This is a genomic window from Pontibacter russatus (assembly GCF_009931655.1).
Classification (GTDB): Bacteria; Bacteroidota; Bacteroidia; order Cytophagales; family Hymenobacteraceae; genus Pontibacter; species Pontibacter russatus.
In genome coordinates this window covers 3857246-3883671 of sequence record NZ_CP047984.1, presented here as the reverse complement: position 1 = coordinate 3883671, position 26426 = coordinate 3857246, and the positions used below count along the sequence as shown (strand labels likewise).

The following is a 26426-nucleotide window of genomic DNA, read 5'->3' as shown; positions in this document are numbered from 1 at the left end:
TACTTCAAGCCATATATACCTCTACTCCTGCACTGAGAAGAAATTGGTTATATAGGGATCTGTGTAATCGCCTATATAGGCAATCACGTTTTCGTATTGTTTAAAGTCTTCTTTGGGGTGGGCCGTGGTGATGACCACGCACTTCATGCCGGCATTCTGCGCCGCCTCCACGCCTTTCGGGGCATCCTCAAATACAATGCAATCCGCCGGATCTGCGTGTAGCTTTTTGGCCGCTTCCAAGAATGTCTCCGGGTCCGGCTTGCTCGTTGTCACATCGTCTGCGCTCACGAAAGCGTCAAAATACTGCCGCACATCCAGGTTGTCCACCACAAAATTGATGTTGTCGGTGATGGCAGCCGAGGCAATGGCCATTTTCACATCGTGCGCGGCAGCCTTTTTCAGAAAATCATGCAGCCCGTTGATGAGCTTCAGGTGCGGCTTATAGGCTTGCTGGTAATATTGTTCCTTCTTGAAAGACAACTGCTGGACTTCCTTGTCTGAGAAATGGTTTTCGCCGAAGATGCGGGCCAGCACCTCGCTGTTCTTGCCGTACATTTCCTTCTTCACCTCGCCCCAGGTCAGGTCGGCGCCCAGGTCGTTTGTCAGTATCTCGTGCCAGGCCTCCGCGTGGTACTCCATATCATCTATCACCGTTCCGTTCAGGTCGAACAGGAACGCGGTTTTCGTATGCTTCATGTTGTTATTCTTGATTTATATATGCCTGCAAAACTCTACTATGCTTTTACATCTCTGACTTTATCGCTCTTCAAAGTGGGACAAAGTCAATTACATATACCCTATACCTTTAAGTTTGTATCAGCGATATAAGCCAAAAGTCCGGCAGCAGGCGATTGCGTTTATCATATGTCGGGGCTGCTGCACCCCAGAGTTATTGCTTTTTAACAGGTGCCGGTTCTGCTTTGTTATCAGATGGCCCGACTCGCTGCCCTTATATATAAAAAGCCGCTCAGGCTGTCTGCTTGAGCGGCTTTTTATATATAGCTGATGTTCAACTTGCCTGCTATTGCGCGGCCTGTGCGTCGTCTCTTACCGAGAATTTATATACAGTAGTTGATTCGTAGGTTTCGCCCGGCTCCAGTATGGTTGACGGGAAATCCTTCTGGTTCGGAGAGTCCGGGAAGTGCTGCGTCTCCAAGGCAAAGCCGTAGTGCTTCTTGTAGGTGTTGCCGCCGCTGCCGGTAATGGTGCCGTCCAGGAAGTTGCCGGAGTAGAACTGGATGCCGGGCTCGGTGGTGAACACTTCCATCACGCGTCCGCTCGTAGGCTCATATACGGTGGCGGCTTTTTTCAGATTGCCATCCTCGCCGTTCAGCACGTAGTTGTGGTCGTAGCCACCGCCTTCCACCTCGTTCACGCGCTCGCCAATGGCATGCGGGGAAGTGAAATCCATCACAGTGCCTTTCACATCGCGCAGCTCGCCCGTCGGAATCAGCGACTCATCCACTACCGTGTATTTGTCCGCATTCAGCGTCACCACATGGTCCAGCGCGTCCCCGGCCTGGCCAGCCGCCAGGTTAAAGTAGCTGTGGTTCGTCAGGTTGACAGGCGTGGCTTTGTCTGTCGTTGCCTCGTAGTCAATTTTTATCTCATTGTCGTCGGTGAGGGTGTAGGTAACGGTGGTGGTGAGCTTGCCTGGGTAGCCTTCCTCGCCGTCAGGGCTCACATAAGTTAGTTTCAGGGCGTTCTGCTCCGGCAGTGGCTCCGCCTCCCACACTACTTTGTCAAACCCTTTGATGCCGCCGTGCAGGTGGTTTTCGCCGTTGTTCTTGGCCAGCGTATACTCCTGGCCGTCAATCGTGAATTTGCCTTTGGCGATGCGGTTGCCGTAGCGGCCTACAATGGCACCGAAATAAGGCCCGCTCTTCAGGTACTCCGGGCTCATATAACCTGCCAGGCTATCAAACCCGAGCACCACGTTGCCCATTTTCCCATCTTTGTCCGGGGTGAGCACCGAGGTGATGGTAGCGCCGTAGTCGGTGATTTGCACCTGCATGCCGTTCTCGTTCGTCAGCGTGTACAGGGTCGTTTCTTCTCCTTCCTTTGTTTTGCCGAAAGGCTCTGATTTGATTTCCATGCTATCTTGTTCGTTTGATGCCGTTGTGGTTTCGGTTTCGGCCTCGTTCGTTTCCTGGCTCGAGCAGCTGCTCAGGCCGGAGGCCCCGATACTTCCCGCCAAAGTTAACAGTAAAAGCTTTTTACTAAGGTTTCTTTTTTTCATATAGATTCTGGGCGTTGTGGAATAGATGATTTTCACTTCAAGGTAAGCATTAATCCGGTAAAGCCTGCCAATACCCGGTTCCCTAATTATCCACGCGGAACCAGTCGAAGGCGGCAGTGGCGGCAGCGGGGCCTTTGGCGGTGAGGCCTACGCGCACGGCGCGGTCCCAGGGCGGCAGGTACGAGGCATCCACGGCCTTGCCCTCGTTCAGGGGGTGCCAGGTGGTGCCGTCGGCGCTCCAGGCAAACTGCAACTGGTCGCCCTCCTCTGCCGTGAGCCGCAGTTGCACCATTTCCTCCTCTGAGGGGGCATCTGCCCGGGCGATGGTTGAAAGGGAGCCTCCTTTCATGCCCCAAAGCACAATCTGCTCATCGCTGAGGGCAATACCCACCGCGTTGTCGCTGTCGCCGATGGCCGTGAGGCCCGCCATGGTACCGCCCTGCAAATCACTGCTTTTCAGGGCAGCGGTTGCCGTGTAGTCGCCGTCGATGGTGCGTTTGCCCAGCACCGTTCCTATTTTATCGGGAGAGGCATTCAGCACCAGCAGTCCATTGTTGAAAGTATACTGCGGGTCCTGCGTGACGGGCCATTGCCAGGTGTCGGAAAGGCCATCGGCATTAAACTCCTCGCTGATGTCCAGGTCCTGTTCCGTTATGGCTGTCGCTGCTCCCGGGGCCGGTATCGTTGCCGTAATGCTCGGAGCATTGTTCTCGAAATGCGGCCAGCCGTCTTCGCCCCACTGGATCTGGTCCAGCAAACCTTGCCGTCCGGCATATACAAAACTGTCGGTGTTGTAGGCGTGATACAGGAAATAATCGTTGCCGTTTCCGTCAGACACCACCGTGCCGTGGCCAGGGCATTTCCACGCCTCGTTCTGCTTCATGATGGGGTTCTGCCCGTATTTCTCCCACGGCCCTTTGATGCTTTCAGCCCGCGCCACGCCCACGCCGTATGTACACTCGCGCCCGCAGCACTTGTCTCCGGCATAAAAGGTATAGAAATAATCGCCGTGGCGCACAATGGCGGGACCTTCCACCAGGCCTCCCTCCCAGGTGCCGGGCTCGTTGCGGAACATCTCAAACTTCTCGCCAAGCAGTTCGGTGCGCTCCTCGTTCATGCGCTGGGCCCATAGAGGCGTAGGCAGGTTGCGGCTATTGCCGTCCTCTTTCCAGACTAAATACAGTGTTCCGTCCTTGTCCCGCACCTCGAAACCGTCGATCGAGCCCGCCTCCTGGCAAACCAGCGGCCCGTGGTCGGTGTAGGGACCTGTGGGGCTCGTGGAGCTGGCCACGCCTACGCAGAGGTTGCCGCCTTTCTTATTGGCGGTGTAGTAGATATAGTATTTCCCGTTCTCATAGGCAATCTCCGGCGCCCAGAAATGCGCGTCCGCCCAGTCCGGCAGCTTGTCGGGGAATACGTGCCCCACGATTTCCCAGTCCACCAAGTTTTTGGAGTGCAGGATTGGGTACAGGGGCGCCCATTCCGAGGAAGTGGCCGTTGCCCAGTAATCATCCCCCACGCGCACCACGGACGGATCGGCGTAATCGCCGGGCAGCACGGGGTTGGTGTAGGTGATGGTTTGCGTAGCAGTGGTGTCTGCAGTGGCTACAGCATCCGGTTGGCTGGTGGTGTCGCTGCTGCTGCAGGAGAAAGCCAGCAGCCCGACCAGGCACAAGAGCAGGGATTGTTTTTTCATTCGTATGGAGTTTTGTATCATCTGCATATATAAAATCAGGTTACTCTATCACAGGTGCCTGCTGTGCTGTTACGGACGGCGTGCCGGTTTCTATATATGGCCAGCCGTCCCTGTAAACAATCTTGTCCATCAGCATCACCCGCCCGCCGTTCCGTTTGTCCGCGTCGATGGCGTGGTATACGATCCAGTCCTGGCCGGCATCATCTGTCACGATGGAATTGTGTCCGGGGGCTATCCACTCGTCGTTCAGTTCCAGTATCACGCTGTTCTCCTTTCCGGTCGCCTCCGCCAGCGTTTCGAAGGGGCCAGTGGCATTCCGGGAGCGGGCCACCATCACGGCATAATGGGCTTTGTCGCCGCAGCAGTTGTCGCCGGAGTAAAAGAGGTAGTAGTCACCGTCCCTGAAGGTGACCCAGGCACCTTCCACCAGGTTTTGGTAATTAGCCGGGTCGTTGTTATGAATGGCCTGTACAACTTCTGTCGGCTTGGTACCCGGTTTAAAGCTCAGCCTGTCGTCTGTCAGTTCCTGCACCTTAATGGGTAAATGGGCTGAACCCCAGTATAAAAGCTTTTTGCCCGTGGCCGGATCGTCGAAGGCCATGGGATCGATGCTCTCAAAGCTTTCCCCGCAGAGCAAAGGTTCACCCTTATCCGTAAACGGGCCTGCCGGACTTTTGGACGTGGCCACTCCCAAGCACTTACCCACAGTCTCACTGGCTGATTCGCCGGAGTAATATAAATAATAGGACTGCTTAGTGGAATCATAGAATACGTGCGGCGCCCAGAAATCCCTGTCAGCCCAGCTTGGCTTGACGGGAAGTGCGTCTCCCACATGCTCCCACTCCACCAAATCCTCCGACCTGGCTACCTGGATGTTCACCGTTTCGCCGTTCACCTCGGTGTTGGTGCCATAGACATAATAGAAGCCATCCGCCGCCCTGACAACAGTCGGATCGGCAAAGTCAGCGGCATATATAGGGTTTGTATAGGTACCGGCAACAGCGGTTTCTACAGTGCTGGCCGCAGCCTCCGGAGCAGTAGCTGTCTGCTGTCTGGGCTGGCAGGCAGCAGCACCGAAGCCGAGAAGGAGCAGGAAGCTGTAGCGGGCGTATAGCTTTTTCATAGGTTTGATATGCTGTAAGCAGTTAAGGCACAATCTCCTGCCTACTCCTCTCCCGACGGCACCGGCAAAAGCACCCCGGCCGGTACGGGCTCCCCAAAGTAAGGGAAGCCGTCCGTGGTCCAGAAGAACTGCTGCGCCCGGATGTTGCGGTCCCAGCCCGGTTTTTCGGTTTTTTTGGAATGATAGAGGACCCAATGCTCGGTACCGTCCGGCGAGGTGGTGAAGCTGCAGTGCCCCACGCCCAGCACCTCTTCTGTCCCCAGCATGATAGGGCCTGATTTCTGCCAGCGCGCCGCTTCCATCGGGTTGAGCAGGGTGTCGGAAAGCGCCAGTTGCCCGAGCCGGTACTCCTTCAGCCACGACTCGCGCGTGGAGTAGATGATGAACACCTTGCCTTTGTGTTTCAGCACCTGCGGCCCTTCGTTCAAATCCAGCGGTCCACCCGTCTCCCAGGGCTCCACCGGCGAGGAGAGGTGCACCCTGTTGCTGCTGATCGTCCAGGGGTTGCGCATGGAGGCTATATATAAATGCTGCTTCGTTTTGTCTGTGTCCGCATTTTTTTCCCAGCCCGACCAGATAGCGTAGAGCTGCCCATTGAGCTGCATCGGCGTCAGGTCGATGGCCCAATTCGCTTCAGAGTTCTCATATTGGATGCTGTCGCCGGTGTAGAGCATGCCTTTGTCTATATAGGGGCCGAATGGATTGTCCGACTCTGACTCCAGCACACCGGACCGTTGGTATATGAAAGGGCCTCCGGGTTTTTTAGCGGCGGCGTAATAGATGTACCACTTGCCGCCGAGGAAGTGCATTTCAGGTGCCCACACGTTGCTCTGGTTCCAGCCGGTATCGGGCGTTTCCCAGACCTTTACTTTCTCCCCCGGCTCCGTCAGCTTCTCAGATTTCGAAACATAGATGCCCCCATTGCCCGCGCTGCAGAAATAATACGCACCGTCTTTCCTGAACACCCACGGGTCGGCGCCATCGGCGATGGGGTTGGTGAAGTACTGTTCCTCCGCTGTTGGCTGGCTGGCCTCCTGCTCTTTTACCGGCGTGACGGCTGTGGTACAGCCAGCCAGCAGGAGCGGGCAGAGCAGCAGTGCCGCGAACGCTTTGTTTATACAGGTTGATTTTTTATTCGCAAATTTCATTTAACAGTATATTTTCAGGGGAGCCATATATACCAGTCTAAATAGTGAGGCATTGGTATATGGGTGCACAATCGCGGGCCTTACTCCTGCTTCAGTTGCACCAGATTCGGGTTATATAACTTGCTGTTTGCTTCCCGCAGCTTCTCAGCCGGTATTTTTATCACTTCCCGGTCGTAGGTCATCAGGCCGTTTGTCTCTATCTCCACGTCAGTGGTCTGGGTGTATACCGCCGCCGACAGGCCCTTTTTGATCAGGTCCTCTAGCTTTTCGGTGAAGGAATCGTAGCGCTCAAACAACTCGTCTGCGTTCTTGAAACTCTGGTAGCCCCAGTTGTCTTTCTGCTGCCACGTGTGCCCCTCCACCGGCAGGCCCAGACCGCCGAACTCGCCCAGCACAATCACCTGCTTTTCCCCGAACAGGTTGGCGCGCGGCATCACGGGCTCGGGGTAGTTGTGCAGGTCGATGATGTGGCCGACAAAATGAAAATTGCCGCCGCTGGCGCTGTTCACCAGCCGCGAGGGGTCTTTCTCCATTGTCCAGTTGGTGATTTCCGCTGTCTTGAACTGCCCCCAGGCCTCGTTGAACGGCACCCATACCACGATGCTCGGGAAGTTGTGCAGATCCTCCATTATCTCAGCCCACTCGGTGCGGAAAATCTTCTCCGACTCCGCCGTCCGGTCCATGTCGTGGCCTTCTCCTTCTATGCCGGGATGGTTGCCCCAGCGGGCCCCCAGGTCGCCGCTCGGCATGTCCTGCCACACCAGCATGCCGTTTTTGTCGCAGTGGTAGTACCAGCGGGCGGGCTCCACCTTCACGTGCTTGCGTATCATGTTGAAGCCCATCTCCTTTGTTTTGTCGATGTCGAAGACAAGGGCCTCCTCGGTGGGCGCCGTATACAAGCCATCTGGCCACCAGCCTTGGTCCAGCGGGCCGTACTGAAAAACGAACTTGTTGTTGAGCAGCATGCGCTGCACGCCGTCTGCGTCGGGTGCCATGCTGATCTTGCGCATGGCGAAATAGCTGTCCACCTCGTCCAGCACTTTGCCGTTCCGTACCACGGCCACTTGCAAGTCATATAGGAAGGGGGTCTCCGGCGACCACAGTTTTGCCTCTTTTACCGAAAGCACGGCTGGTGCGGTGGCGCTTACCTCCTGCTCAGCCACTTTCTTTTTCCCGTCCCAGGCCGATACCCGCAGTTTGTCGTTTGCCTGCAGGTTCTCCACCTCTGCCGCCACCGTCAGCGTTCCCTTATCGATGTCGGGTGTTTGCCGGGTGGCGTTTATATAGGTCTTGGGCACCGCCTCCAGCCACACCGTCTGCCAGATGCCGGTTACGGGCGTGTACCAGATGGCCTCCGGCTTTTTTACCTGCTTGCCGCGCGGCTGCGGACCGTCGTCGGTGGGGTCCCACACGCGCACGGCGATCTCCTGCTTGCTGCCCTTTTTCAGGTGCGGGGTGATGTCGAAAGAAAAGGGATCGTAGCCGCCCTCGTGGGTGCCCGCCTTTTTGCCGTTTATATATACTTCCGCCTGCCAGTCCACGGCGCCGAAGTGCAGGAGCACGTTGTGCCGGCGCAGTTTGGCGGGCACGCTGATGCTGGTGCTGTACCAGAGCACGCTGTCTTTGCCCACCGTTCTGCCTACCCCGGACAGGGCCGACTCAATGGCATAGGGCACCAGTATTTTTCCCTGGAAGGTGCGGGGCATGCTTTCCTGCTGCGCTTTCGGCACAATGGCAAAGTTCCAGAGTCCGTTCAGGTTCTGCCAGTTCTCGCGCACCATCTGCGGGCGCGGGTATTCGGGCAGGGGCTTGGCCGGGTTTACCTCTTCTGCCCATGGCGAGGCGATTTTGCCCTCCACCATGCTCCAGCCAGCTGTGTTTTGTGCCTGTGCTGCGGCTGTTTGCAGCAACAGGAAAATCAGAAAGCATATATAGCTTTTTCTCATATCGAAATATAAACATTCTTTTTTGCTTAGTCCAGCGCTTACCAGTGGCAGTTCCAGATAATGCAGTATGTACCGGCTTTGCTTCTCTCCTGCGGCATGGGTTAACAGCTACAGACAGAGCCTTATAAAATTGTTTACCCCAGCTTCATTGCCATATAGGCAGCAAAGCTGGGGTAAGTATAAGCAGGATTAACATATGTGCCTGCAGGCAAATGCAGCATATATAGGCCCCATACACGATGAGGCGTAGAATTGATCCGGCCCTAATCTAATTCCTGAAGACTGTTTACTTTGGAGTTCCGCTACGCGCGGCCCCTTTCCAGCGTGAAGTCGGGCATCTGCATGATTTTGCCGCCCTGCATGGCCGACTCGTGGGCCAGGATGCCCACGCAGGTGATGTTGGCCGACTGCCGCGCGTTGGGATAGGGCTCCCGCCCCTCCACTAAAGCGCTCACGAACTCATGCACCAGGTGCGGGTGCGAGCCCCCGTGCCCGGCCCCCTGGATGAACGACAGGTGCTGGTTGTCGTCCGAGTCATATACCCCGGCCTGCGTGAAGGAGCGGATTTCCTCGGGCAAGAGGTGCGCGTAGTCCGGTATCTTCACCCGCTCCGGCGTCTCGCCCGTGTGGATGACGCTGTCCTCGTGCTCTATCTGCGTCCACTCGAAGCTCTTTTTGGAGCCGTACACATCGAAGCTCTCCCGGTACTGGCGCGCCGTGTTGAAGAGCGAGCGCGTCACCTCGGCCGCCAGGTCTGAGCCCCTGAACTTGATGTGGCAGGTCTCGATGGCGAAGGGCGAGCCGTACTTGGGGATCAGCTCCTCGTCTATCCTGCCCGAGCCCAGGCAGGAGACGTACTCGGCCTCGGCTTTGGGGAGCGCCAGCACCGGCCCCACGCAGTGGGTGGCGTAGTGCATCGGGGGCAGCCCCTCCCAGTAGCCGGGCCAGCCGGCCATATCCTGCTGGTGGGAGGCCCGGAGGAACTGTATCCTGCCCAGCTCCCCCTTCTCGTACATCTCCTTCACGAACAGGAACTCGCGGCTGTAGATGACCGTCTCCATCATCATGTAGGTCAGCCCCGTCGCCCGCACCAGCTCCACTATCTGGCGGCACTCCTCCACGGTGGTGGCCATGGGCACGGTGCAGGCCACGTGCTTGCCCGCCCGCAGCGCCGCGATGGACTGCGCGGCGTGGCTCTGGATGGGGGTGTTTATATGCACGGCGTCCACGTTCGGGTCGCGCAGCAGCTCCTCGTAGTCGTTGTACCTTACCTCAACCCCGAAGGCGTCGCCAATCTCGTCGAGCTTGTCCTGGGAGCGCTGGCAGATGGCGTACATGTTGGCGTTGGGGTGCTTCTGGTAGATGGGGATGAACTCGGCCCCGAACCCGAGGCCCACAATCGCCACGTTTATTTTCTTCTGGCTCATAGTCTCTGTTTTAGGTATAGCAGTTGGTCAGATATTTACTTTGTATTAGAACGCATTTCCTCAGACGCCTCCTTTTTTTAGGACTCCAAACCTTGGGCCCACTTTTTAAGAAACTGCAGTCCCTCGCGGGCAAAACCGTCCTGGCTGGGCACCAGCGGCCGCCAGATGCACACCGCCCCGGCCAGTTCCTGCACCTCCGGCGTGAAACTCTCGATGGAGATGGCGCCCTTATAGCCGATGGCTTCCAGCCCGCGCCGATAATCTTCCCAGCGGGTCTGTCCCGTGCCGGGCGTGCCGCGGTAGTTCTCCGACACCTGCACATGGACGAGCCTTTCTCCCGTCAGTTTGATGGCCCGCTCGATGCTTGGCTCCTCAATGTTCATGTGGAAGCCGTCAAGCAGCACCTTGGCCGCCGGGTGGTTGATGTCGTTTATCAGGCGCATCACATCCTCCGCCGTGTTCACCAGGTCCGACTCGAAGCGGTTCAGGGGCTCCAGGGCAATCTCGAGCCCTCGGCTCTCTGCCATCTGGCACACTTTCCGCAGGTTCGTTACGGCTCTGTCCCACTCCGCTCGCTTCCGCTCCGGGGAGACCAGGCGGGCCTTGCCCACGGCCGAGTACATGGGCCCGGCAAGGAAGCCAGCACCCAGGCCCGTGCAGATATCCAGGCAGGCGGCTATATAGTCAAAGCTCGTCTGGTGGAAGGCGGGGTCGTCGTGGGTCAAATCCCGGCTTGGGCCGAAGGCTCCGCAGACGATTGGTCCCAGTCCGTTCTCCTCCAGCGCCTCCCTCACCTTCTTCACATCAATGAGGGCGGGGTCCTCCACCGGTATCTCTACCATGTCGTAGCCCATCTCCTTTATCTTCGGGAAGAGAGAAACTGTCTCTGTGCTGAAGGGAGAGGTCCACAGCCAGGTGCTCACCCCGAATTTAATACCTTCTAAACTCATGCTTTCCGGTTTATATATAACCTGTGTATTTGATGGGCGGCGGGCGCCTGTCCTTTTTCACCTTATCGGCTTGCTCCCCCGGCTACTCCACCTTCATGATACCGTTCATCAGGCGCCAGTGCCCCGGCACCGTGCAGACGAAGGGATACTCGCCCGGCTTGTCGGGGGCGGTGAACACCAGCGTCTCCCGGCCTTGAGGGTCCACCAGCGGCGTGGCGACAATCACCTGTGATGTGTTCGGCACGTAGTTCTTCTCGGCACCTTTCGGATCCCGGGCCAGCGCGTCGGCGGCCTTGCCCACCTCCTCCAGCGTACCGGGCATGATGAGCACGAAGTTGTGCTGCATGAAGTCCGGGTTGGAGAAGTTGAGGGTGACCTTCTGGCCCGCCTTCACGGTGAAGGACTCCTTGTCGAACTTCATCTCGTGCTCCACCACCCTGATGCTGACGGTGGCCGCTTTTGCTGTTGATGTAGCGGCAGTCTTAGCAGCCGGTTTCGTATTGGGGGAAACCGCTCTTACGTTTTTATCCCGGGTTACCGCAGCCACTGTCGTGTTGCCTTTTGACTTGGCTCCTTCAACAGGTTTCTTGAGCTCCAGGCTGGCATCTCTCCTCAACTCGCCTTTAAAGTAGAACCTGTCGGGGTAATCGCCCACTCTGTTCTCTCCTTCTCTCACATCGCGGCCCACGCGCACTTCCTCCTCTGCCAGCGGCTGGGTGAACAGCGAAGGGGCTTTGGCCTCAGCCACGGTTTTGCCGTTCACGTTGATGGTCATCACGCCCCCGTTTGCCAGCCTGGCCACCGCGTCGAACCGCTCAGTTGGCAGTGCCGTGGTGGAGGTGGCTATATAGGGCTTGCCTTTCTGCTTCACCAGCCAGTGCAGTTTGTTGTCCTGCACGTAGAGGCTGTACCCGGCGTCTTTGTCGCCCTGTGACATGATAACGCCTTCAAAACCATCATCCGATGGCCCAATGGAGGCGCGCACCGTGATTTCTTTGCCCGTCACGTCCGGCGGAAACAGGATGGGGGTCCACCGGTCGAGCCGGTACTGCTCCTGGCCCATGCTCTTGACCAGGCGCTCGGTGAGATTCAGCACAGAGTCCGGCCGCTCCAGGGACAGGTTTTTCGGGGCAGCCGCCATAAAGCCCGGCTGATGGGCGAGGGCGGCGGCGAAGAGCGCCTGCGGCAGGTACTCGTCCTCCCCGTTCTCAGGTTTCAGGCTCGCCTCATACACCAACTTTCCAAGCTCCGGCGAGGCGGGCATGTCGGCGATGGCCAGCGCGGCGGCCATCCGCACCCGCAGGTCCCTGTCGTTGAGCAGTTTTGCTTCCTGGATAGCCTCCAGCGTCGCTTCGTTTCTCGGCAGCACCTGCACCGCGTTCTTCCGAACGCCCGCAGCCGGGTGCGACAGGGCGGCCATAGCCGCCTCCGTCGCCTGCGCGTTCGTGCCGTCCAGGGCACCCAGTCCGTGCAGCGTCCACAGGGCGTGTACGGCCGGGCTGTTCAGGCCTATCTCGTCCACGCGCTGGTCTTTGGCGAGCGCGATGAGGCCGGGGATAAGCTCCTTTGTCTGGTTCTCCACGATGAGACGCTGCGCCGTGGTGCGCCAGAACATGTTGTCGTTGCTCAATGCGGCCAGCAACCCTGCTGTATCGTCCTTGCTCAGCTGCATCGGCTCATGCGGTTTGCCTCCTTTGTAAACGAGGCGGTAGATGCGGCCGTGCTGCCTGTCGCGCCATGGGTTCACGTAGGCGTTGCCCTCCCCGTTCTCGAAGCCTCGCGGCGTGGGGTTGTGCTGGATGATAAAGTTGTACCAGTCGGCCACCCAGATGGCCCCGTCCGGGCCAACCTCGGCATGCACGGGGGCAAACCACTCGTCGGAGCTGGCCAGCAGGTTAAAGCCGTTCTTTTCGGTGTAGCCTGCGCCCTTGCGCTCCAGTACCGCCTTGTGCAGCACGCGCCCAGTTGGCTCTGCCACCAGGCCCACACTGTTCCAGAAGGATTTGGGGTAGTCGCGGGCGGTGTAGATGTTGTGCCCCGCCGCGGCGGTGTAGCCGCCGTGCCAGTCCACCTGGCGCAGGTAGGGCGTGATGTGCGGCATGTCGTAATGCGTGTCGATTCTATATACCGTGTTGCCCGAGCCGCCAGCCACTGCCCGCTTTGTGTACTGGTTAGGCATGGCGAAGTAGGCGCTGTGCAGGCCGTTGGCCGTGGAGATGAACACATCGAACTCCTCGGAGAAGCCCAGGCCCCAGGTGTTGTTGGTCGTCCTGCCCAGGTGCTCCAGCCCCCCGCCGTCCGGGTCGAAGCGGTAGACTGCCTGGCTGAAGGACATCTCCCTGTCATTCACCGTTCCCTGGAAGCCGGAGTAGCCCACCACGCCCCATATCTTGTTGTCGAGGCCGTACTTGAGGTTGGAGGGGCCCGCGTGCGTGTCGCTCTTGCCCCAGCCCGTCATGATGTTCTCCCGCACATCGGCTTTGTCGTCGCCGTCTGTGTCCTTGAGGAAGACGAAGTGCGGGGCCATGGAGATAATCACCCCGCCGTTGGCGAACACCATGCTGGTGGGGATGTTGAGGTCTTCGGCGAAGACGGTTACTTTGTCGGCCTTGCCGTTGCCGTCTGTGTCCTCGAGTATCTTGATGCGGTCGTCGCCCCTGCCGTCATCGGTGCGTATCTCGTTGGGGTAGTCCTTGGTCTCAATCACCCACAGCCGCCCCCGCTCGTCCCATGCCATAGCGATAGGGTTCACAATGTCGGGCTCGGAGGCGAAAAGCTGCAGTTCGAAGTCAACCGGCACCTTTATCAGTTTCTGCGACTCTTCTGCGGAGAGCGGGTGCTGCAGCCTCGGAGCCGGGTCGCGCTGCTCGTAGTTGGGGATGTTGGCCTCCTCGAAGGTGGGCGTTGGTATGTTGAGCCGCGCCAGGCGCTCTTTGGCCTCGTCACTCACGGCCCACTTCACCCCGCTGGCCACCAGCGCATGGAAGCCGGGGTTGCCCCAGGTGCGCTCGTCGTGGCCGTAGGCGGTGTAGAACACCTTTCCCTTGCCCTGGTCTCTCACCCAGGTCCATGGTTCGTGGTGGTCTCCCTCCACGCGCTCCATCAGCACGGTCATGTCGGGGTTCAGCTTGTGGTGTACGTAGGTCTCGTCCCAGGTCTCAAATTCGCTGAGCCCCTGCATCACGGGGTGCTCCGGCTTGGTTATATCGGCCGTGAAGGTGCCGACCTTGTGCGACTTGAACTGCCCGCCGACGGCATTTATATACCAGTCGGAGTTCTGGAACATGAAAGAGGCGCTGTGGATGGGAATGAGCGCCTTGCCCCCCTCCACAAACGCTTTCACGGCCTGCTCCTGCTCCGGCGTTATCTTGGTGTGGTTGGCGTAGAGCATCAGCCCGTCGTAGTTCTTCAGGTTCTCGGCCGTCAGGTCGGCCGGGTCGGCGGTGTAGTGCAGGCTGATGCCCTCCTGGAACAGGGGCATGGCCAGCATCGGGAAGAAGCGTTCAGAGTCGTGGTGCTTGCTCTCGTGCCCCAGGAAAAGGATGTCTATCCGCTTGGCGGGTGCCTCCGCCGTGGCGCTTCTGCCTGTCTGAGAACGCTGGGAGCAGCCCCAAAGCACCAAACTAATAACTGCGATTATGCTTAAAATTTTTCTCATGCTATTTGTTTCTATTAAGGAAGGCATTTGATCGTGCCGGTGATTATATATGCTTTGCCCGCGCCGCCCCCGTTCAGATAACCCGGCGCGCAGGCGGCTAATGCAGCTGTTTGCTCCCTAATTTATATATACTAGTAAGGCCCGCTCTTTAACACCTGTATAAATGTTATTAAGACATTTATAAATATAGCAAAACAAAATCTATAATTCCAAAATTATGTTCCTGTCACATCACTAATTTTTTGTGATTGGTCACTTTATGGCGTAACTCCAGGACCGAAATGAAAAGCAAGCCCTGCATCTATGGGAATAATGGGGTGATGGCTCCGCTTCAGCAGCCGGTTTAATCGTAAGTCCGCTTCATACCACACCGCCGTATCGGGGGTACTATAAAAAATAGCTTTCTGCCCATGCCGGATTATATATGGTCAGGGATATATGAATAGCAGATACTTGCGGCGCACCAGCTAAATTTCTCACTTCCTCAGTATCAGGCTCCCTACTGCTATAACTTCCGGCGCGGCCACCAGAAAGATGCCCGCGCCGGAAAGGGCGGTGAAACTGATTATTCCGCTACTTCAGGCCAGCCATCGCTGCTCCAGGTCAGTTCCTTTATCCGCAGCTTCGCTTTTCCTTCGTCTGAGGCATCATACCCATGAAAGACCATATAGTCATTTCCGCCGAAGCTATATACCGGCGTTATGCCCCACCCCATGCCAGTCCTGATCTCCTGCCAGCACCAGGGTGCCGCCGCCTTCGCGCATGGATTCACCTTCCCTGTCCAGGTAAGGACCTTGTATATCCTTTGCCCTGCCCACTATCATTTTATAAGTGCTGTCTTTTCCCTTGCAGCAGTAGTCGATGGAGGCAAAGAGGTAATAATAGCCGTTTTTCCGGAAGATAAAGGGCGCTTCGATGGCATTGGCACCAGCCTCTGCAGCATCGTTCTTCCTGCGGCTCGCAATGGTCGGCAGGTTATCTGTGCGCCCTCCGATGCTCATGCGGTCTTTGCGCAGTTTCACCAGTTTCAGACCGCCCCAGAACGAGCCGAAGGAAAGCCAGGGAGTGCCCAACTCATCCGTCACCATGTTCGGGTCGATGGCGTTCCAGTTCGTCTTCCCAGGGATTGACTGGATTAACTTCCCGTGATCCTCCCACTTGTAATCCTCATCGGCCGGGTTGAGCGTGGTATTGGTGGCCAGCCCGATGGCGGAGGTGTTTTTGCCGAAGGCAGAGACGGAATAGTAGAGATAGTACCTGCCCTTGTGATGGCTGGTGTCCGGTGCCCATACATGGTTCCTGAAAGTCGGGACTGCCGCAACGGCCCACACGGGCGCCTCCGGGAAAACCGGATCCTCCCGCCGCCAGTTTTCCATATCGCTGGAGGACCACACGGCAATGCCGCGGCCGGTAGCAAAAAGGCAATAAATGCTGTCCTGCTTTATCAGCACCGGATCATGTACCCGTATGTTCTGTTGCAGGTCCTGCGCCGAAGCCCCCATGGCCAGTGCCAGCAGCAAGGGCAGCCAGCACGTAAAAGTCAGTTTCATAAGCCTGCCTGGCAAACCGGAGATAAAGAAGCGGCTAGCATGCTGGCTATATATAAACCAGTCGCTTCCGTTCGGCCTCCGAATTCAGCAAGCTTCGGAGGCCGGTTTCTTTCACCTATATACTTTTGAAGCTTAGCTATATAAATCCCTGTTGATATGCTGTTTTACTTTAGCTCCAGCACCACCACCGAGAAAGGCGGCAGTTTCACGGTCAGGTCATCGCCCTTCAGTTTGGCGCCTTTGAAGTTTTCGGGCTTAATGGCATCGGGCTTTTCGAAGGTGTTGTAGTCCTGCAGCTTCTTGGACGTCAGTACGCGGCCGGTCACGTTCTTGTATTTCGCACCGTCGATGTTGATGGAGACCTCCTGCGCTTTTTTGGCGTCGATGTTCACCAGCGATATATGCGTCAGCCCATTTTTGTCTTTAGAGGCCGAGCCGGATATGGCTGGCAGTTTGGCATCGCCCACCGCATAGCTCTCGCTCTTGATGGTGAGCGGCAGCCAGGCGGCGTCCTGATGCACGTTGTACATCTCCATCACATGGTAGGTCGGTGTCAGGAGCATCTTCTCCTCGTCCGTGAGAATAACTGCCTGCAGCACGTTGATGGCCTGCGCCAGGTTGGCCATGCGCACGCGGTCGCTGTGGTTGTTGAAGATGTTGAGCGTGGCGCCGGCTATCATGGCGTCGCGCATCGTGTTCTGCTGGTACAGGAAGCCGGGGTTGGTGCCCGGCTCCACCTCGTACCAGCCGCCCCACTCATCCACCACCAGCGCAATCTTCTTCTCCGGGTCGTACTTGTCCATGATGGCGGTGTGCTTCTGTATCAGCTCCTCCATCAGCAGCGCACGCTGCATGGTGGTGAAATACTGCTCCTCGGTGAACGTGGTGGACGGGCCCTTCTTCTCCCAGTCGATGACGGAGTAATGGTGCAGCGCCACGCCCTCTATCAGGCTCTTCGGGATGTTCTTCATCAGCACCTCTGTCCAATGGTAGTCATCGGAGCTGGCGCCGGAGGCGATGCGGAAAAGGTTGCCGGTGTTTTCCCAGTCCGACACGAAGGTGGCATATTTGCGGTACTCGTTGGCGTAGTATTCGGCCGTCATATTGCCGCCGCAGCCCCAGGCCTCGTTTCCCACGCCCCAGTACTTCACGTCCCAGGGCTCTTCCCTCCCATTCTCGCGGCGCAGATTCGACATCGGGCTCACGCCCCCGAAGTTCACGTACTGCACCCAGTCGGCCAGTTCCTGCACGGTGCCGCTGCCCACGTTGCCAGCCAGGTACGGCTCTGTGCCCAGCAGTTCGCACATGTTCAGGAAGTCGTGGGTGCCAAAGCTGTTGTTTTCTGTCACGCCGCCCCACCAGGTGTTCACTATCGTTGGCCTATCCTCTTTCGGGCCAATGCCGTCTTTCCAGTGGTACGTGTCGGCGAAGCAGCCGCCGGGCCAGCGCAGGTTCGGGATTTTCAGCTTCTTGAGCGCGGCCACCACATCGTTGCGCACGCCGTTGGTGTTGGGAATTTTCGTATTATCCTCTCCCACATAGAAGCCGCCGTAGATGGACCTGCCCAGGTGCTCGGCGAAGTGGCCGTATATATGGCGGTTGATCTCGTGGTCTGGTTTGGCGGGCACGGTGAGCTCGCCGGAGTTTTGCGCAAAAACGGAAAGGCTGCAGGCAAGCGCCAGAAAAGTGGTAGCTGTTTTTTTCATGCTGGAATTGCTTTGTTTAAACGACTAGGGGAAGCACACGGCGGTGCCCCGATCTTTCGACACCTCAATATAAGTGTTTGATATACATTTAAAAAGATATCGGCCGAAAATTTCATTTAAAATCTGCTGCCCTCTCCGGCCCTGGTGCCGGAGGGCTCCCTGCCGCCGCTGGCCAAGCTTACAGGCGCAATGCCCGCAGCATGCAGCATATATGAAACCGGTGCCTAAAAGTTAAACAAAACGCTGGATTTTAATGTTACTACATATAAATAGCATCCCAACCGCTCCCCATACCTAAAACACTCGCGGTTACATATAAATGCGGAGCAGCGGGAGCTTCATATATAAAGAGATAAAAGATGAACAAGCAGAAAATCAAAATAGACATTGTATCCGACATCAACTGCCCCTGGTGCTATGTGGGAGAACAGCGCCTGAACAAGGCCATTGCGGAGACAAACAAAAAGTACGAATTTGAGGTAAGTTTCAAGCCATTTGAGTTGAACCCCAACGTGCCCCAGGAAGGCATGGACCGGCTGGAGTATTTCCGGAATAACTACGGCCCTCAGATTCTGACCCAGATAGAGTCGATGAACCAGCGCCTGAAATCAGCGGGCGCAGCCGACGGCATCGAGTTCAACTTCGACAAGCTGACCACTGTGAACAATACCTTCAACGGTCACCGGCTAATATGGCTGGCGGGCCAGTGCGGCGTGCAGGAGCAGGTGGCGAATGCGCTTTTCTACAGCTACTTTACTGAAGGCCTGAACATGAACGACATAGCGCTATTGACAGAGATTGGTATCGCCAACGGCATTCCGGCGGAAAAGCTGGAAGGCTTCTTCAGCGGCGAAGCGGGGAAAAAGGAAGTACGCGAGATGGAGCAGTGGGCGCAGTCGGCGGGCATCACAGGCGTACCGGCCTTCATCATCAACGACAAGTACCTGATTAGCGGGGCGCAGCCCGCCGAAACGTTCCACCAGGTGTTCGCCCAGGTGGCGCCTGCCCTGGAAGAGATTGTGACAGAGGGCGGCAGCTGCGACATCAACGGCAATTGCTAAGCAGTTTGCGTATAAAAAACAACCCCAGTTCCTGCACCGCAGGCACTTCTATATGAACCGATATTGGAGCTGAGGATATAAATCTTCAGCTCTTTTTATATATACCAAATTACATATACAGAACCCAATGCTTATACCTATGGACGAGCAATATACCGTTCCTGCCCAGACAAAAATCGGGCATGTACACCTGAAGGTGGCCGACCTCGACCGCGCCCTGAAATTCTACTGCGACCTGCTCGGTTTTGAGCTGACCACTACTTACGGGAAGGACGCCGCTTTCATTTCGGCGGGAGGCTACCATCACCATATTGGGCTGAACACCTGGTACAGCAAAAACGGGGCGCCGCCGCCTGCCAGCAGCACTGGCCTTTTCCATACTGCTATCCTGTACCCCACCCGCAAGGACCTGGCTACCATCTTCCGCCGGTTGCTGGATGCGGAATACCCACTCTCCGGGGCATCAGACCACGGAGTGTCGGAGGCGCTTTACCTCGCCGACCCGGACCGCAACGGCGTAGAACTGTACTGGGACCGCCCGAAAGAAAAATGGCCCTCCAAACCGGATGGCTCCCTGGACATGTACACGCGCCCGCTCGACCTGGAAAGTTTGCTGAAAGAGTTGGAGTGAGGCTGCTACAGCAGCATAAAAAAAGAGCGGGTTATATATAACCCGCTCTTTTTTGTTATGTTTTATATATTGCTTATATATGATCTTCCTCTAAGGTAGCCAGGAAACTCACCACATCGCGTATCTCCCTTTTGGTGAGAAGGTGCTGCATGTTCGGCATACTGGAGGAGGCATCCACCCTGTTCGCTATATCGCTTTTCTGGATAAGCGTGTCCGGCTGGCCACCTACTTTCACGGCAAGGGTGTTCTCTTTCTCGCCCTGCAGCACACCGCTCACCGACTTTCCGTTCTTCAGTTCGACCGTCACCATGCCGTAGCCCGGGGCCAGCCGTGCACTCGGCTCTATCAGCGCCTGCAGTAGTTGTGGCCGTGTCAGCCTGTTAGACACGCCGTTCAGACGCGGGCCTGCGTTGCCGCCCAGGTCGTCGTAGGAGTGGCATCGGATGCATTGCGCCGTCTGATGGCTGAAGAAAATTCTCCTGCCCCGGTCAGCATCGCCCCCAAACAGGCTTCCCTCAAAAGCGGCGGCCACAGCGTCCGGCGACTGCTTCGCGCTGATTGCCTTGTAACGGGCCATCAGTTGCTCGGATCCAGTGCTGTCAATCGCCTCGGCCAGTTCCAGGTGAATCTCAGCAGGCAGCTTCCCGTTTTCCATTTTCGTCAGCATCTCCTCGAACACCGGCTGTGTGTTTTTAACTGGCAGGGAGCCAAGGGTCAGCACAGCGGCCTGTTTCTCCTCCGGGGTTCGCTTGCTGATTACATCGGCCAGCAGGTTCACCATCATATCTTCCGGGATGTCTGTCTTCCCCAGCATATCCAGCCCGGCTACCCGCACGCTCTTTTCCGGATCAGAGAGGGCCTGCTCGATGGCTTTGCCAATCTGCGGATCTTCAACGGTTGCCAATGCATTCAGGGCCTCTACCCGCACCTCCGGGTTTTTGTCATTCTTTAAAAGCGCAAACAGCTGTGGAGATGCCTGATTTATCCCGAGTTTACCGATGGCTTTTACAGCGCTCAGGCGCAGCGGTGCTTCCTGATGGCCTGTCAGTTTAATGAAGGCATCTGTTACTTTGTTTTTCACCAGTACCGGGTCGCGTTTGATCTCACCTCTGTAGCGTCCATCCACGCGGTCCAGCACCGAAGGTTTGGCCCAAGTACTGAGTGCCGCCACGGCTTCCGCGCGCATCGCCACCGGGGCTCCTTCTTTCTGCGAGTAGTCAAGCAGGTTCTGCATGGCCTGCGGCGTGCCTACCTCCAGGTTGGCGTTGATGGCGCGCCGCAGCAGGGCCTCGTTCGTGAAGCGGGTATTTTGCAGCACATTGCCGAGCGCCGGAAGCGCTTCTTTGATGGAGAGATCGTCGTTGATGGCGCGCGCGGCCTCCGTCACGATATATTCGTCCTCGTCTTTCAGGAAGTTAGCGACGCCGGGGTGCTGCATGCGGCGCAGGGCCACCACGGCAGCGATGCGCAGGGCGCGTGAAGGGCTATCGGCCAGGGCCAGTACCGGGGCAGGTTTTCCGATGCGCGCCAGGGCCAGGCTACCGGCGTGGCGTATATAAGCGTCCTCGTCGTTGTTGGCCTTCAGCAATTCGATGATTGGTTGCACAGCGGGCTGGTAGGCGATGCGCCCCAGCGCCTCTGCGGCGAAGAAACGGGCACGGCTGTTCGGGTCTTTCAGGAGCGGCACCAAGGCCGCTCCTGCCTCCGCATAGCGCACGTCGCCCAGCCATTTGGCGGCCTGTGCCCGTATCTCAGGGTCCTTGTCTTTCAGCAGGGGCAGCAGGAGTTTTGCATATTCTTTGTCCTCGCGGGCCAACTGGCTGATACCCCAGATGCCGTGCACGCGGGCTAGTTGGTGCGCTGTCTGGTTGATGCTCTCCTTGAAAACGTCGGCACCGTCGGAGCCGCGTTTCGCTAGCTCAAACTGGGCTTTCTGGCGTACGCGCATGTCCGGGTTCTTCAGCAATTCGCCCAGCTCGTTGTCTTCTCGCTTTGTAAAATCCTCGGCCAGGTATTTCTGTGTCTGCTGGCGCTCGGCCCAGGCAGCTCCGTCCGCATCGTCCATTTTCCAGATGCGGCCGTGGTTCTTCGTGTTCCAGCCGTCAATCCAGTCGGCCACATACATGGCACCGTCGGGACCAAAGTCGATACCGGTGGCCAGCACGCCACTCATGATTTTCTCCGTTTCCCCCAGTTCAAAGGAAGCGCCCTTCGGCTTAAGCTTAAACGCGTGGATGCCTGACTGCGCGGGATTGCCCACAAACTCGGCAATGAAAAAGGTGTTTTTGTACTTCGGGCTGAGGGCGGTGCCGGGATTATAGAGCATGCCGGCAGGACCGCTCACGTAGTTGGCAATGGCCGGCGTTATATAGGCTGCCTGCCCCTCAAAGCGTGGTTTGTACATTTGCTCATCCATCCACACTTTATAGGTGTTATTGTCCGGGTCGCGGTATTTGCCGAACTGCCAGTTGGTGCGCCAGCCAGTGTCGGAGCCGTTCACCACGTACACCAGGCGCTCTTTCTCTCCCGGGTGGTCGCCGTCGTTGTCCTCGCTGATGAGGTTGCCGTACTCGTCAAAAACAAACTCGTGGGTGTTGCGGAGGCCGTGGGCAAATACCTCAAAGTCGCTGCCGTCGGGGTTCGCGCGCACGATGACGCCGCTGTTCGGATGTTCCCACTTCTGCCCGTCCGGGCCTGTGCCGTTGAAGCCGATGTCGCCGATGCCCCAGTAAACTTTGCCGTCGGGGCCCATTTCAAGGCCTGACATGCCGTGGCCGCCAAACCCGACGTGGATGCCGTAGCCATGGGAGATGGACGTTTTCTTATCCGCCACGCCGTCTCCGTTCTCATCCTTTATCCGCCACAGGTCGGGCGCCACGCCCACAAAAAGGTCGTCGCCATAGGCCATCACGGCCCCGGCTACATCGGTCACCTCATCGTTGAAGTCCTCCACCACCAGTTGCGATTTGTCAGCTATGCCGTCCCCCGAGGTGTCCTCGATGCGATAAACGTGCTCCTTCTCCACCGTCATGTCCCGCCAGTCGTGCGAGCCGTCCTTGTTCAGGTCGGCCAGCCACTCGTTTTGCTTGCTGTTTTCGGGCGAGAGCACCTTGTGCAGAAATTTCCGCTTGTCTTCCACGGTCTGCAGTTGTATCGACCCGATTTCCCAATCCTGGTGCCCCCGTATGTCGAACTCCGAGTTCTTCTGCCGGTTGGTCCGGGTATAGTACAGCCTGCCCTGGTCGTCCATGTCTATCGCAATCGGGTCTGCCACCAGCGAATCCACGCCCCACAGGCGGAGTGTCAGGCCATCGGCGAGTTCGGGGGTAACGGTGCTCTCGATGGAGGCAGCCTGCTGGGCGGCCTGCTCGGGCGCCATGGTCTCTATCCGCGTGTCTACAGGTTCCGATTCTTTGCACCCCGACAGGATGATGCCCGGAACTAAAGCGGCCAGCCAGAGCGACTTTCGGTTGCTTTTCAGGGTTGCTAAAACAGCCTTTTTCATGAAGAGTTATCTAAGAAAGAGTTTTATAGGATACTGAGTTGGTACGATGCTATATAGGGACAACAGGCCGGGAAGATGCGCTCTATATATAGCTTTACCTCCATGCGGCTCGTGCCCCTGCGATTTATATATGGCTTCGCTCTGGATTATATGCCTTTAAGCAAAGCTTAACAGATACCGGGTGCCCTGCTATCACCATATACTACAAAGCAATATAAGGAACAAAGCTGAATAATTAGTGTTTAATTAACAGTTTTAACAAAACACCTCTGATCCCATATATGCCGCCTTAGAGCGGGGCATACACCTCGTGATCAACAGGTTCTATACTGCTTGGTTTCTGATCACCTGATAGAGCTTCGTGTTATATAAATTAACCGTTTAGTACATGCGAACGAGGCGTAGCCGAGAATGGGGCCTGTGCCGTGTTAGCTACTGTAGTTCTTTTAGTTTTTCACATCCAATTCTTTCCATAGTAATTGTATGCAAAAGCTCTTTTAAGCCTTCTCTCCCCTCATTAATGTACACATCGCTAATTATTCTACCATCCTTTAACTGCAAGTCGAATTCACTGAATTCCTCATGACTGTGGTGGAGTTTCACAATTTTAACTGTAGTATCAAAGGCGATGCTACCGACCATCTTTTTTAAACTTTTGCTTTCTGATGAATCGAGAAACCCATTTATATTTTTCACACTATCGTTACAATAGTACTCAATAGTATAACTTTTATCTTCACCAATACTAATCTTGTAATAGCCGCTTTCCTTATAATTTACAAGCACATAAGACATAGCCTTAGATTCATCTAATGACAGACGTGAGTCATGTGTAGCAAAATCACAGGAAGATGTTAAAAGGAGTAATAAAAGGCATTTCTTCATTCTATTCTATTGGAGCTAACTATCGCAATGATTTTAAAGCGAAACACCCCTTTTCCAGGGGATAAAGTCGTCCTGCCCGTGGCGCACGGCAGCTACTTCCTCTTCGCCGCTGGCTACCCGGATGATATAGTCGAGGATGCGCGCTCCCGCCTGCTCTATCGTTTCCTCGCCCTCGGTGATGGTGCCGGTGTTGATGTCGATAATGTCGCGCATCTTGTGGTAGAGCTTTGTGTTGGTGGCAATCTTGATAACGGGGGCAATGGGATTGCCGGTTGGGGTGCCCAGACCGGTGGTGAAGAGCACGATGTTAGCGCCCGATGCCACTTCGGCTGTGGTGGATTCCACATCGTTGCCGGGCGTACAAAGCAGGTTCAGGCCCGGTCTGGTCACTTTCTCAGGGTAATCCAGCACCGCCGTCACCGGCGAAGTGCCTCCTTTTTTGGCCGCCCCCGCCGATTTGATGGCATCCGTAATCAAGCCGTCTTTGATGTTGCCGGGAGATGGGTTCATATCGAAGCCGGAGCCCACGGCATGGGCCCGATCGTTGTAGGTGCGCATGAGGTAAGAAAAGCGCTCCGCGTCTTCCACGTTCACGCAGCGGTCGCTCAGATTCTGCTCTACGCCGCACAACTCCGGAAACTCCGACAGGATGACCGAGCCGCCCAGGGCAACCACCAAATCGGAGGTGTAGCCGATGGCCGGGTTTGCCGAAATGCCCGAGAAACCGTCCGAGCCGCCGCACTCCAGGCCAAGGCACAGTTTGCTGAGCGGGGCGGGACGTCGCACGTTCCCGTTCGCCTGCATCAGCCCGGCGAATGTTTTTTTAAGGGCCTCGGAGAGCATGTCTGTCTCAAACCCAATTTCCTGCTGCTCCAGCACGTAAAAAGGTTTGCCGAGCACAGGCGCGCGCTTGCTGATTTCCTCCTGCAGCATGGCCACCTGGGCATGCTGGCAGCCCAGACTCAGCACGGTGGCGCCGGCCACATTGGGGTGCGTGATATAGCCCGCCAGCAGGGCACACAGAGCCTGCGCATCCTGGCGCGTGCCGCCGCAGCCGCCCGCGTGGGTCAGGAACTTGATGCCGTCCACGTTCGGGAACAGGCGGTGCGAGGCCTGCTGCGGGTTGATGAGGTTTATATCGGCCTGCAGGATTTCCTCCACGCTTTTGCCGGTTTTATAGAGCTCGATGAGTTGCCGCGCCTGCAGTTGGTAGCGCTTGTTGCGGCCGTAGCCGAGGTCATTCACCAGCGCTTCCTCCAGCACATCCAGGTTGCGGTTCTCGCAGAACACCATCGGCACCACCAGCCAGTAATTCGCCGTCCCGACGCTGCCGTCCGCGCGGTGGAAGCCGTTGAAGGTCATCTGCTCCCATTTCGAAACGTCCGGCCGCTGCCAGGCTGTTTTGCGCTCGCCGGTGGTGAAGTCCTGCGCAGCGTGTTTGAGGTTGGCCGTCGTGAGCAGGGAACCTGCGGGCACGTCCGTCTCCGTTTTACCCACCAGCACGCCGTACATGGTTACCTCCGCTCCCTTCGGCAAATCCACGGTGGCAAACTTGTGTTTGGCAGGGACAGCACTTTTCAACAGGTAACTTTCTTCCCCATAAACCACGGCCTCCCCTGCTTCCAGGTCCGCTAAGGCCACCACCACGTTATCCTGCGGATGCACCTTTAAAATTTTACTTATCATTTTCAAAAGATTAATCTATAGCTACTGATTGCTGCAAAGACATCTGCAGCCTCTATAACAAAAAAGTGAAGGCAAAGATGCAGCAGGCAGCCCTAAATACACTCCGCTCTTCATACTCCTAACTACCCACTTCCACTATCACTTTGATAACACCTGATTCGGGGCTCAGCCAGCCCTCAAACTCCCGGGCCACGTCATCAAACATAACCCGGTGGGTGATATAGGTGGTGGGGTCAATCAATCCCTTTTTCATGGAGGATATTACATGCTCAAAATCAGCGCGGGTGGCGTTGCGGCTGCTCATCAAAGTGGCCTCGCGCTTGTGGAACTCGGGATGGCTGAAGCAGATGTCGCCTTTCTGCAAGCCTATCAGCACATAGCGCGCGCCGTGCGCCATATACCGGAATGCGTTGTTGATAGCCTTCTGGTTGCCGGTAGCGTCTATCACGACGGTTGGCATATCCCCCTGCGTGATGCGCTGCAGTTGCGCCTCCACATCGGCAGCGCCTGCGTGAACAGTATGCGGAATGTCCAATTTCTCTTTACAGAATTCCAGGCGCGCCTCGTTTATATCCAGGGCTATCACGTGGGCTCCGGCGATACGGGCAAACTCCATCGTGCCCAGGCCAATGGGACCCGCCCCGACCACCAGCACAAATTCGCCCGCCTGCACGGCTGCGCGCCTCACGCCATGCGCCCCGATTGCCAGCGGCTCCACCAGGGCCAGGGCGTCGTAGCTCAGCCCTTCGCCATGGACAAGGGCGGCGGAAGGAACCGAAAGAAACTCTACCATTCCGCCGTCTATATGCACGCCGCACACCTGGATGCTGGCGCAGCAGTTAGGCTTACCGGTGCGGCAGGCAATGCAGTGGCCACAGCTAAAGTAGGGGACAAACGTAACGGCCTCTCCAGCCTGAAAACCGGGTGCGTCATCGAAGTCAACCAACTCCCCGGCCAGCTCATGCCCCAGAATGCGCGGATAGGAAAAATAAGGCTGCGTGCCCTCAAAAGCATGCAGGTCTGTGCCGCAGATGCCGATGCGCTTCATTCTGATGATGGCCCGGCCTTTTGCCAGTTCCGGCTTCTCCCCCTCCGCATAGTCAAGCTTGCCGGGTGTGGTACACACGAGTGTTTTCATGTTAAAAAAGGACACAGGTAACAGGTAGCAAGGCGCAAGACTTTTGTATCATATATCGTTATTTATCAATGCCTTAA

18 protein-coding genes are annotated in these 26426 nt (G+C 56.8%); 2 read left to right on the top strand and 16 right to left on the bottom strand.

The features are described 5' to 3' along the window. Positions 1-21 precede the first annotated feature (21 nt). The 12 genes from GSQ62_RS16185 to GSQ62_RS16135 form a co-directional block, all read right to left on the bottom strand. Positions 22-696 (bottom strand): HAD family hydrolase, encoded by a 675-nt coding sequence (locus GSQ62_RS16185; RefSeq protein ID WP_161890470.1) that lies wholly within the window; start codon positions 694-696, stop codon positions 22-24. A gap of 325 nt (positions 697-1021) precedes the next feature. Beyond that, positions 1022-2239 (bottom strand): aldose epimerase family protein, encoded by a 1218-nt coding sequence (locus GSQ62_RS16180; RefSeq protein WP_161890469.1) that lies wholly within the window; start codon positions 2237-2239, stop codon positions 1022-1024. A gap of 82 nt (positions 2240-2321) precedes the next feature. Continuing rightward, the gene (locus GSQ62_RS16175) at positions 2322-3935 is read right to left on the bottom strand and encodes a family 43 glycosylhydrolase (RefSeq protein WP_237586697.1); all 1614 of its coding nucleotides are present in this window, start codon (positions 3933-3935) and stop codon (positions 2322-2324) included. A gap of 40 nt (positions 3936-3975) precedes the next feature. After that, positions 3976-5058, bottom strand: a complete 1083-nt coding sequence (locus GSQ62_RS16170; protein ID WP_161890468.1) for a glycoside hydrolase family 43 protein — start codon at positions 5056-5058, stop codon at positions 3976-3978. A 41-nt stretch (positions 5059-5099) separates the two neighbouring features. Beyond that, complete coding sequence (locus tag GSQ62_RS16165) at positions 5100-6206, bottom strand: glycoside hydrolase family 43 protein (RefSeq protein WP_161890467.1); 1107 nt, start codon at positions 6204-6206, stop codon at positions 5100-5102. Positions 6207-6286: 80 nt separating this feature from the next. Then, positions 6287-8152, bottom strand: a complete 1866-nt coding sequence (locus GSQ62_RS16160; RefSeq protein ID WP_161890466.1) for a glycoside hydrolase family 2 protein — start codon at positions 8150-8152, stop codon at positions 6287-6289. A gap of 302 nt (positions 8153-8454) precedes the next feature. Beyond that, positions 8455-9579 carry a Gfo/Idh/MocA family oxidoreductase gene (locus GSQ62_RS16155; protein WP_161890465.1) on the bottom strand — a complete coding sequence of 375 codons (1125 nt, stop codon included), beginning with the start codon at positions 9577-9579 and terminating at the stop codon, positions 8455-8457. Positions 9580-9656: 77 nt separating this feature from the next. Then, positions 9657-10529 (bottom strand): sugar phosphate isomerase/epimerase family protein, encoded by an 873-nt coding sequence (locus tag GSQ62_RS16150; RefSeq protein WP_161890464.1) that lies wholly within the window; start codon positions 10527-10529, stop codon positions 9657-9659. Positions 10530-10611: 82 nt separating this feature from the next. Then, positions 10612-14187 (bottom strand): PVC-type heme-binding CxxCH protein, encoded by a 3576-nt coding sequence (locus GSQ62_RS16145; protein WP_161890463.1) that lies wholly within the window; start codon positions 14185-14187, stop codon positions 10612-10614. A gap of 565 nt (positions 14188-14752) precedes the next feature. Then, positions 14753-14902: a hypothetical protein gene (locus GSQ62_RS20890; RefSeq protein ID WP_237586695.1), complete on the bottom strand. Its 150-nt coding sequence runs from the start codon at positions 14900-14902 to the stop codon at positions 14753-14755. Next, positions 14874-15737: a family 43 glycosylhydrolase gene (locus GSQ62_RS16140; RefSeq protein ID WP_237586693.1), complete on the bottom strand. Its 864-nt coding sequence runs from the start codon at positions 15735-15737 to the stop codon at positions 14874-14876. Before GSQ62_RS16140 ends, GSQ62_RS20890 begins: the two co-directional genes overlap by 29 nt. A 164-nt stretch (positions 15738-15901) precedes the next feature. Continuing rightward, on the bottom strand, positions 15902-17443 hold the full coding sequence (locus GSQ62_RS16135) for an alpha-N-arabinofuranosidase (RefSeq protein WP_161890462.1): 1542 nt from the start codon (positions 17441-17443) through the stop codon (positions 15902-15904). 359 nt (positions 17444-17802) lie between these two features. On the opposite strand from GSQ62_RS16135, the gene GSQ62_RS16130 reads away from it, so the two are divergent. Next, positions 17803-18504: a DsbA family oxidoreductase gene (locus GSQ62_RS16130; RefSeq protein WP_161890461.1), complete on the top strand. Its 702-nt coding sequence runs from the start codon at positions 17803-17805 to the stop codon at positions 18502-18504. Between the two features lie 139 nt (positions 18505-18643). Then, positions 18644-19135 (top strand): VOC family protein, encoded by a 492-nt coding sequence (locus GSQ62_RS16125; protein ID WP_161890460.1) that lies wholly within the window; start codon positions 18644-18646, stop codon positions 19133-19135. Between the two features lie 73 nt (positions 19136-19208). On the opposite strand, the gene GSQ62_RS16120 is transcribed toward GSQ62_RS16125, so the two are convergent. The 4 genes from GSQ62_RS16120 to GSQ62_RS16105 all read right to left on the bottom strand — a co-directional run bounded on the left by GSQ62_RS16120 (position 19209) and on the right by GSQ62_RS16105 (position 26349). Further along, entirely contained in the window at positions 19209-22640 is a 3432-nt protein-coding gene (locus tag GSQ62_RS16120; protein WP_161890459.1) for a HEAT repeat domain-containing protein, read from the bottom strand. Positions 22641-23072: 432 nt separating this feature from the next. Then, a complete protein-coding gene (locus GSQ62_RS16115; RefSeq protein WP_161890458.1) occupies positions 23073-23525 on the bottom strand; it encodes a hypothetical protein in 453 nt (150 codons plus the stop codon). 33 nt (positions 23526-23558) lie between these two features. Then, entirely contained in the window at positions 23559-25211 is a 1653-nt protein-coding gene (locus GSQ62_RS16110) for a UxaA family hydrolase (protein ID WP_161890457.1), read from the bottom strand. Between the two features lie 118 nt (positions 25212-25329). Next, positions 25330-26349 carry a zinc-binding alcohol dehydrogenase family protein gene (locus tag GSQ62_RS16105; RefSeq protein ID WP_161890456.1) on the bottom strand — a complete coding sequence of 340 codons (1020 nt, stop codon included), beginning with the start codon at positions 26347-26349 and terminating at the stop codon, positions 25330-25332. Positions 26350-26426: the final 77 nt, after the last annotated feature.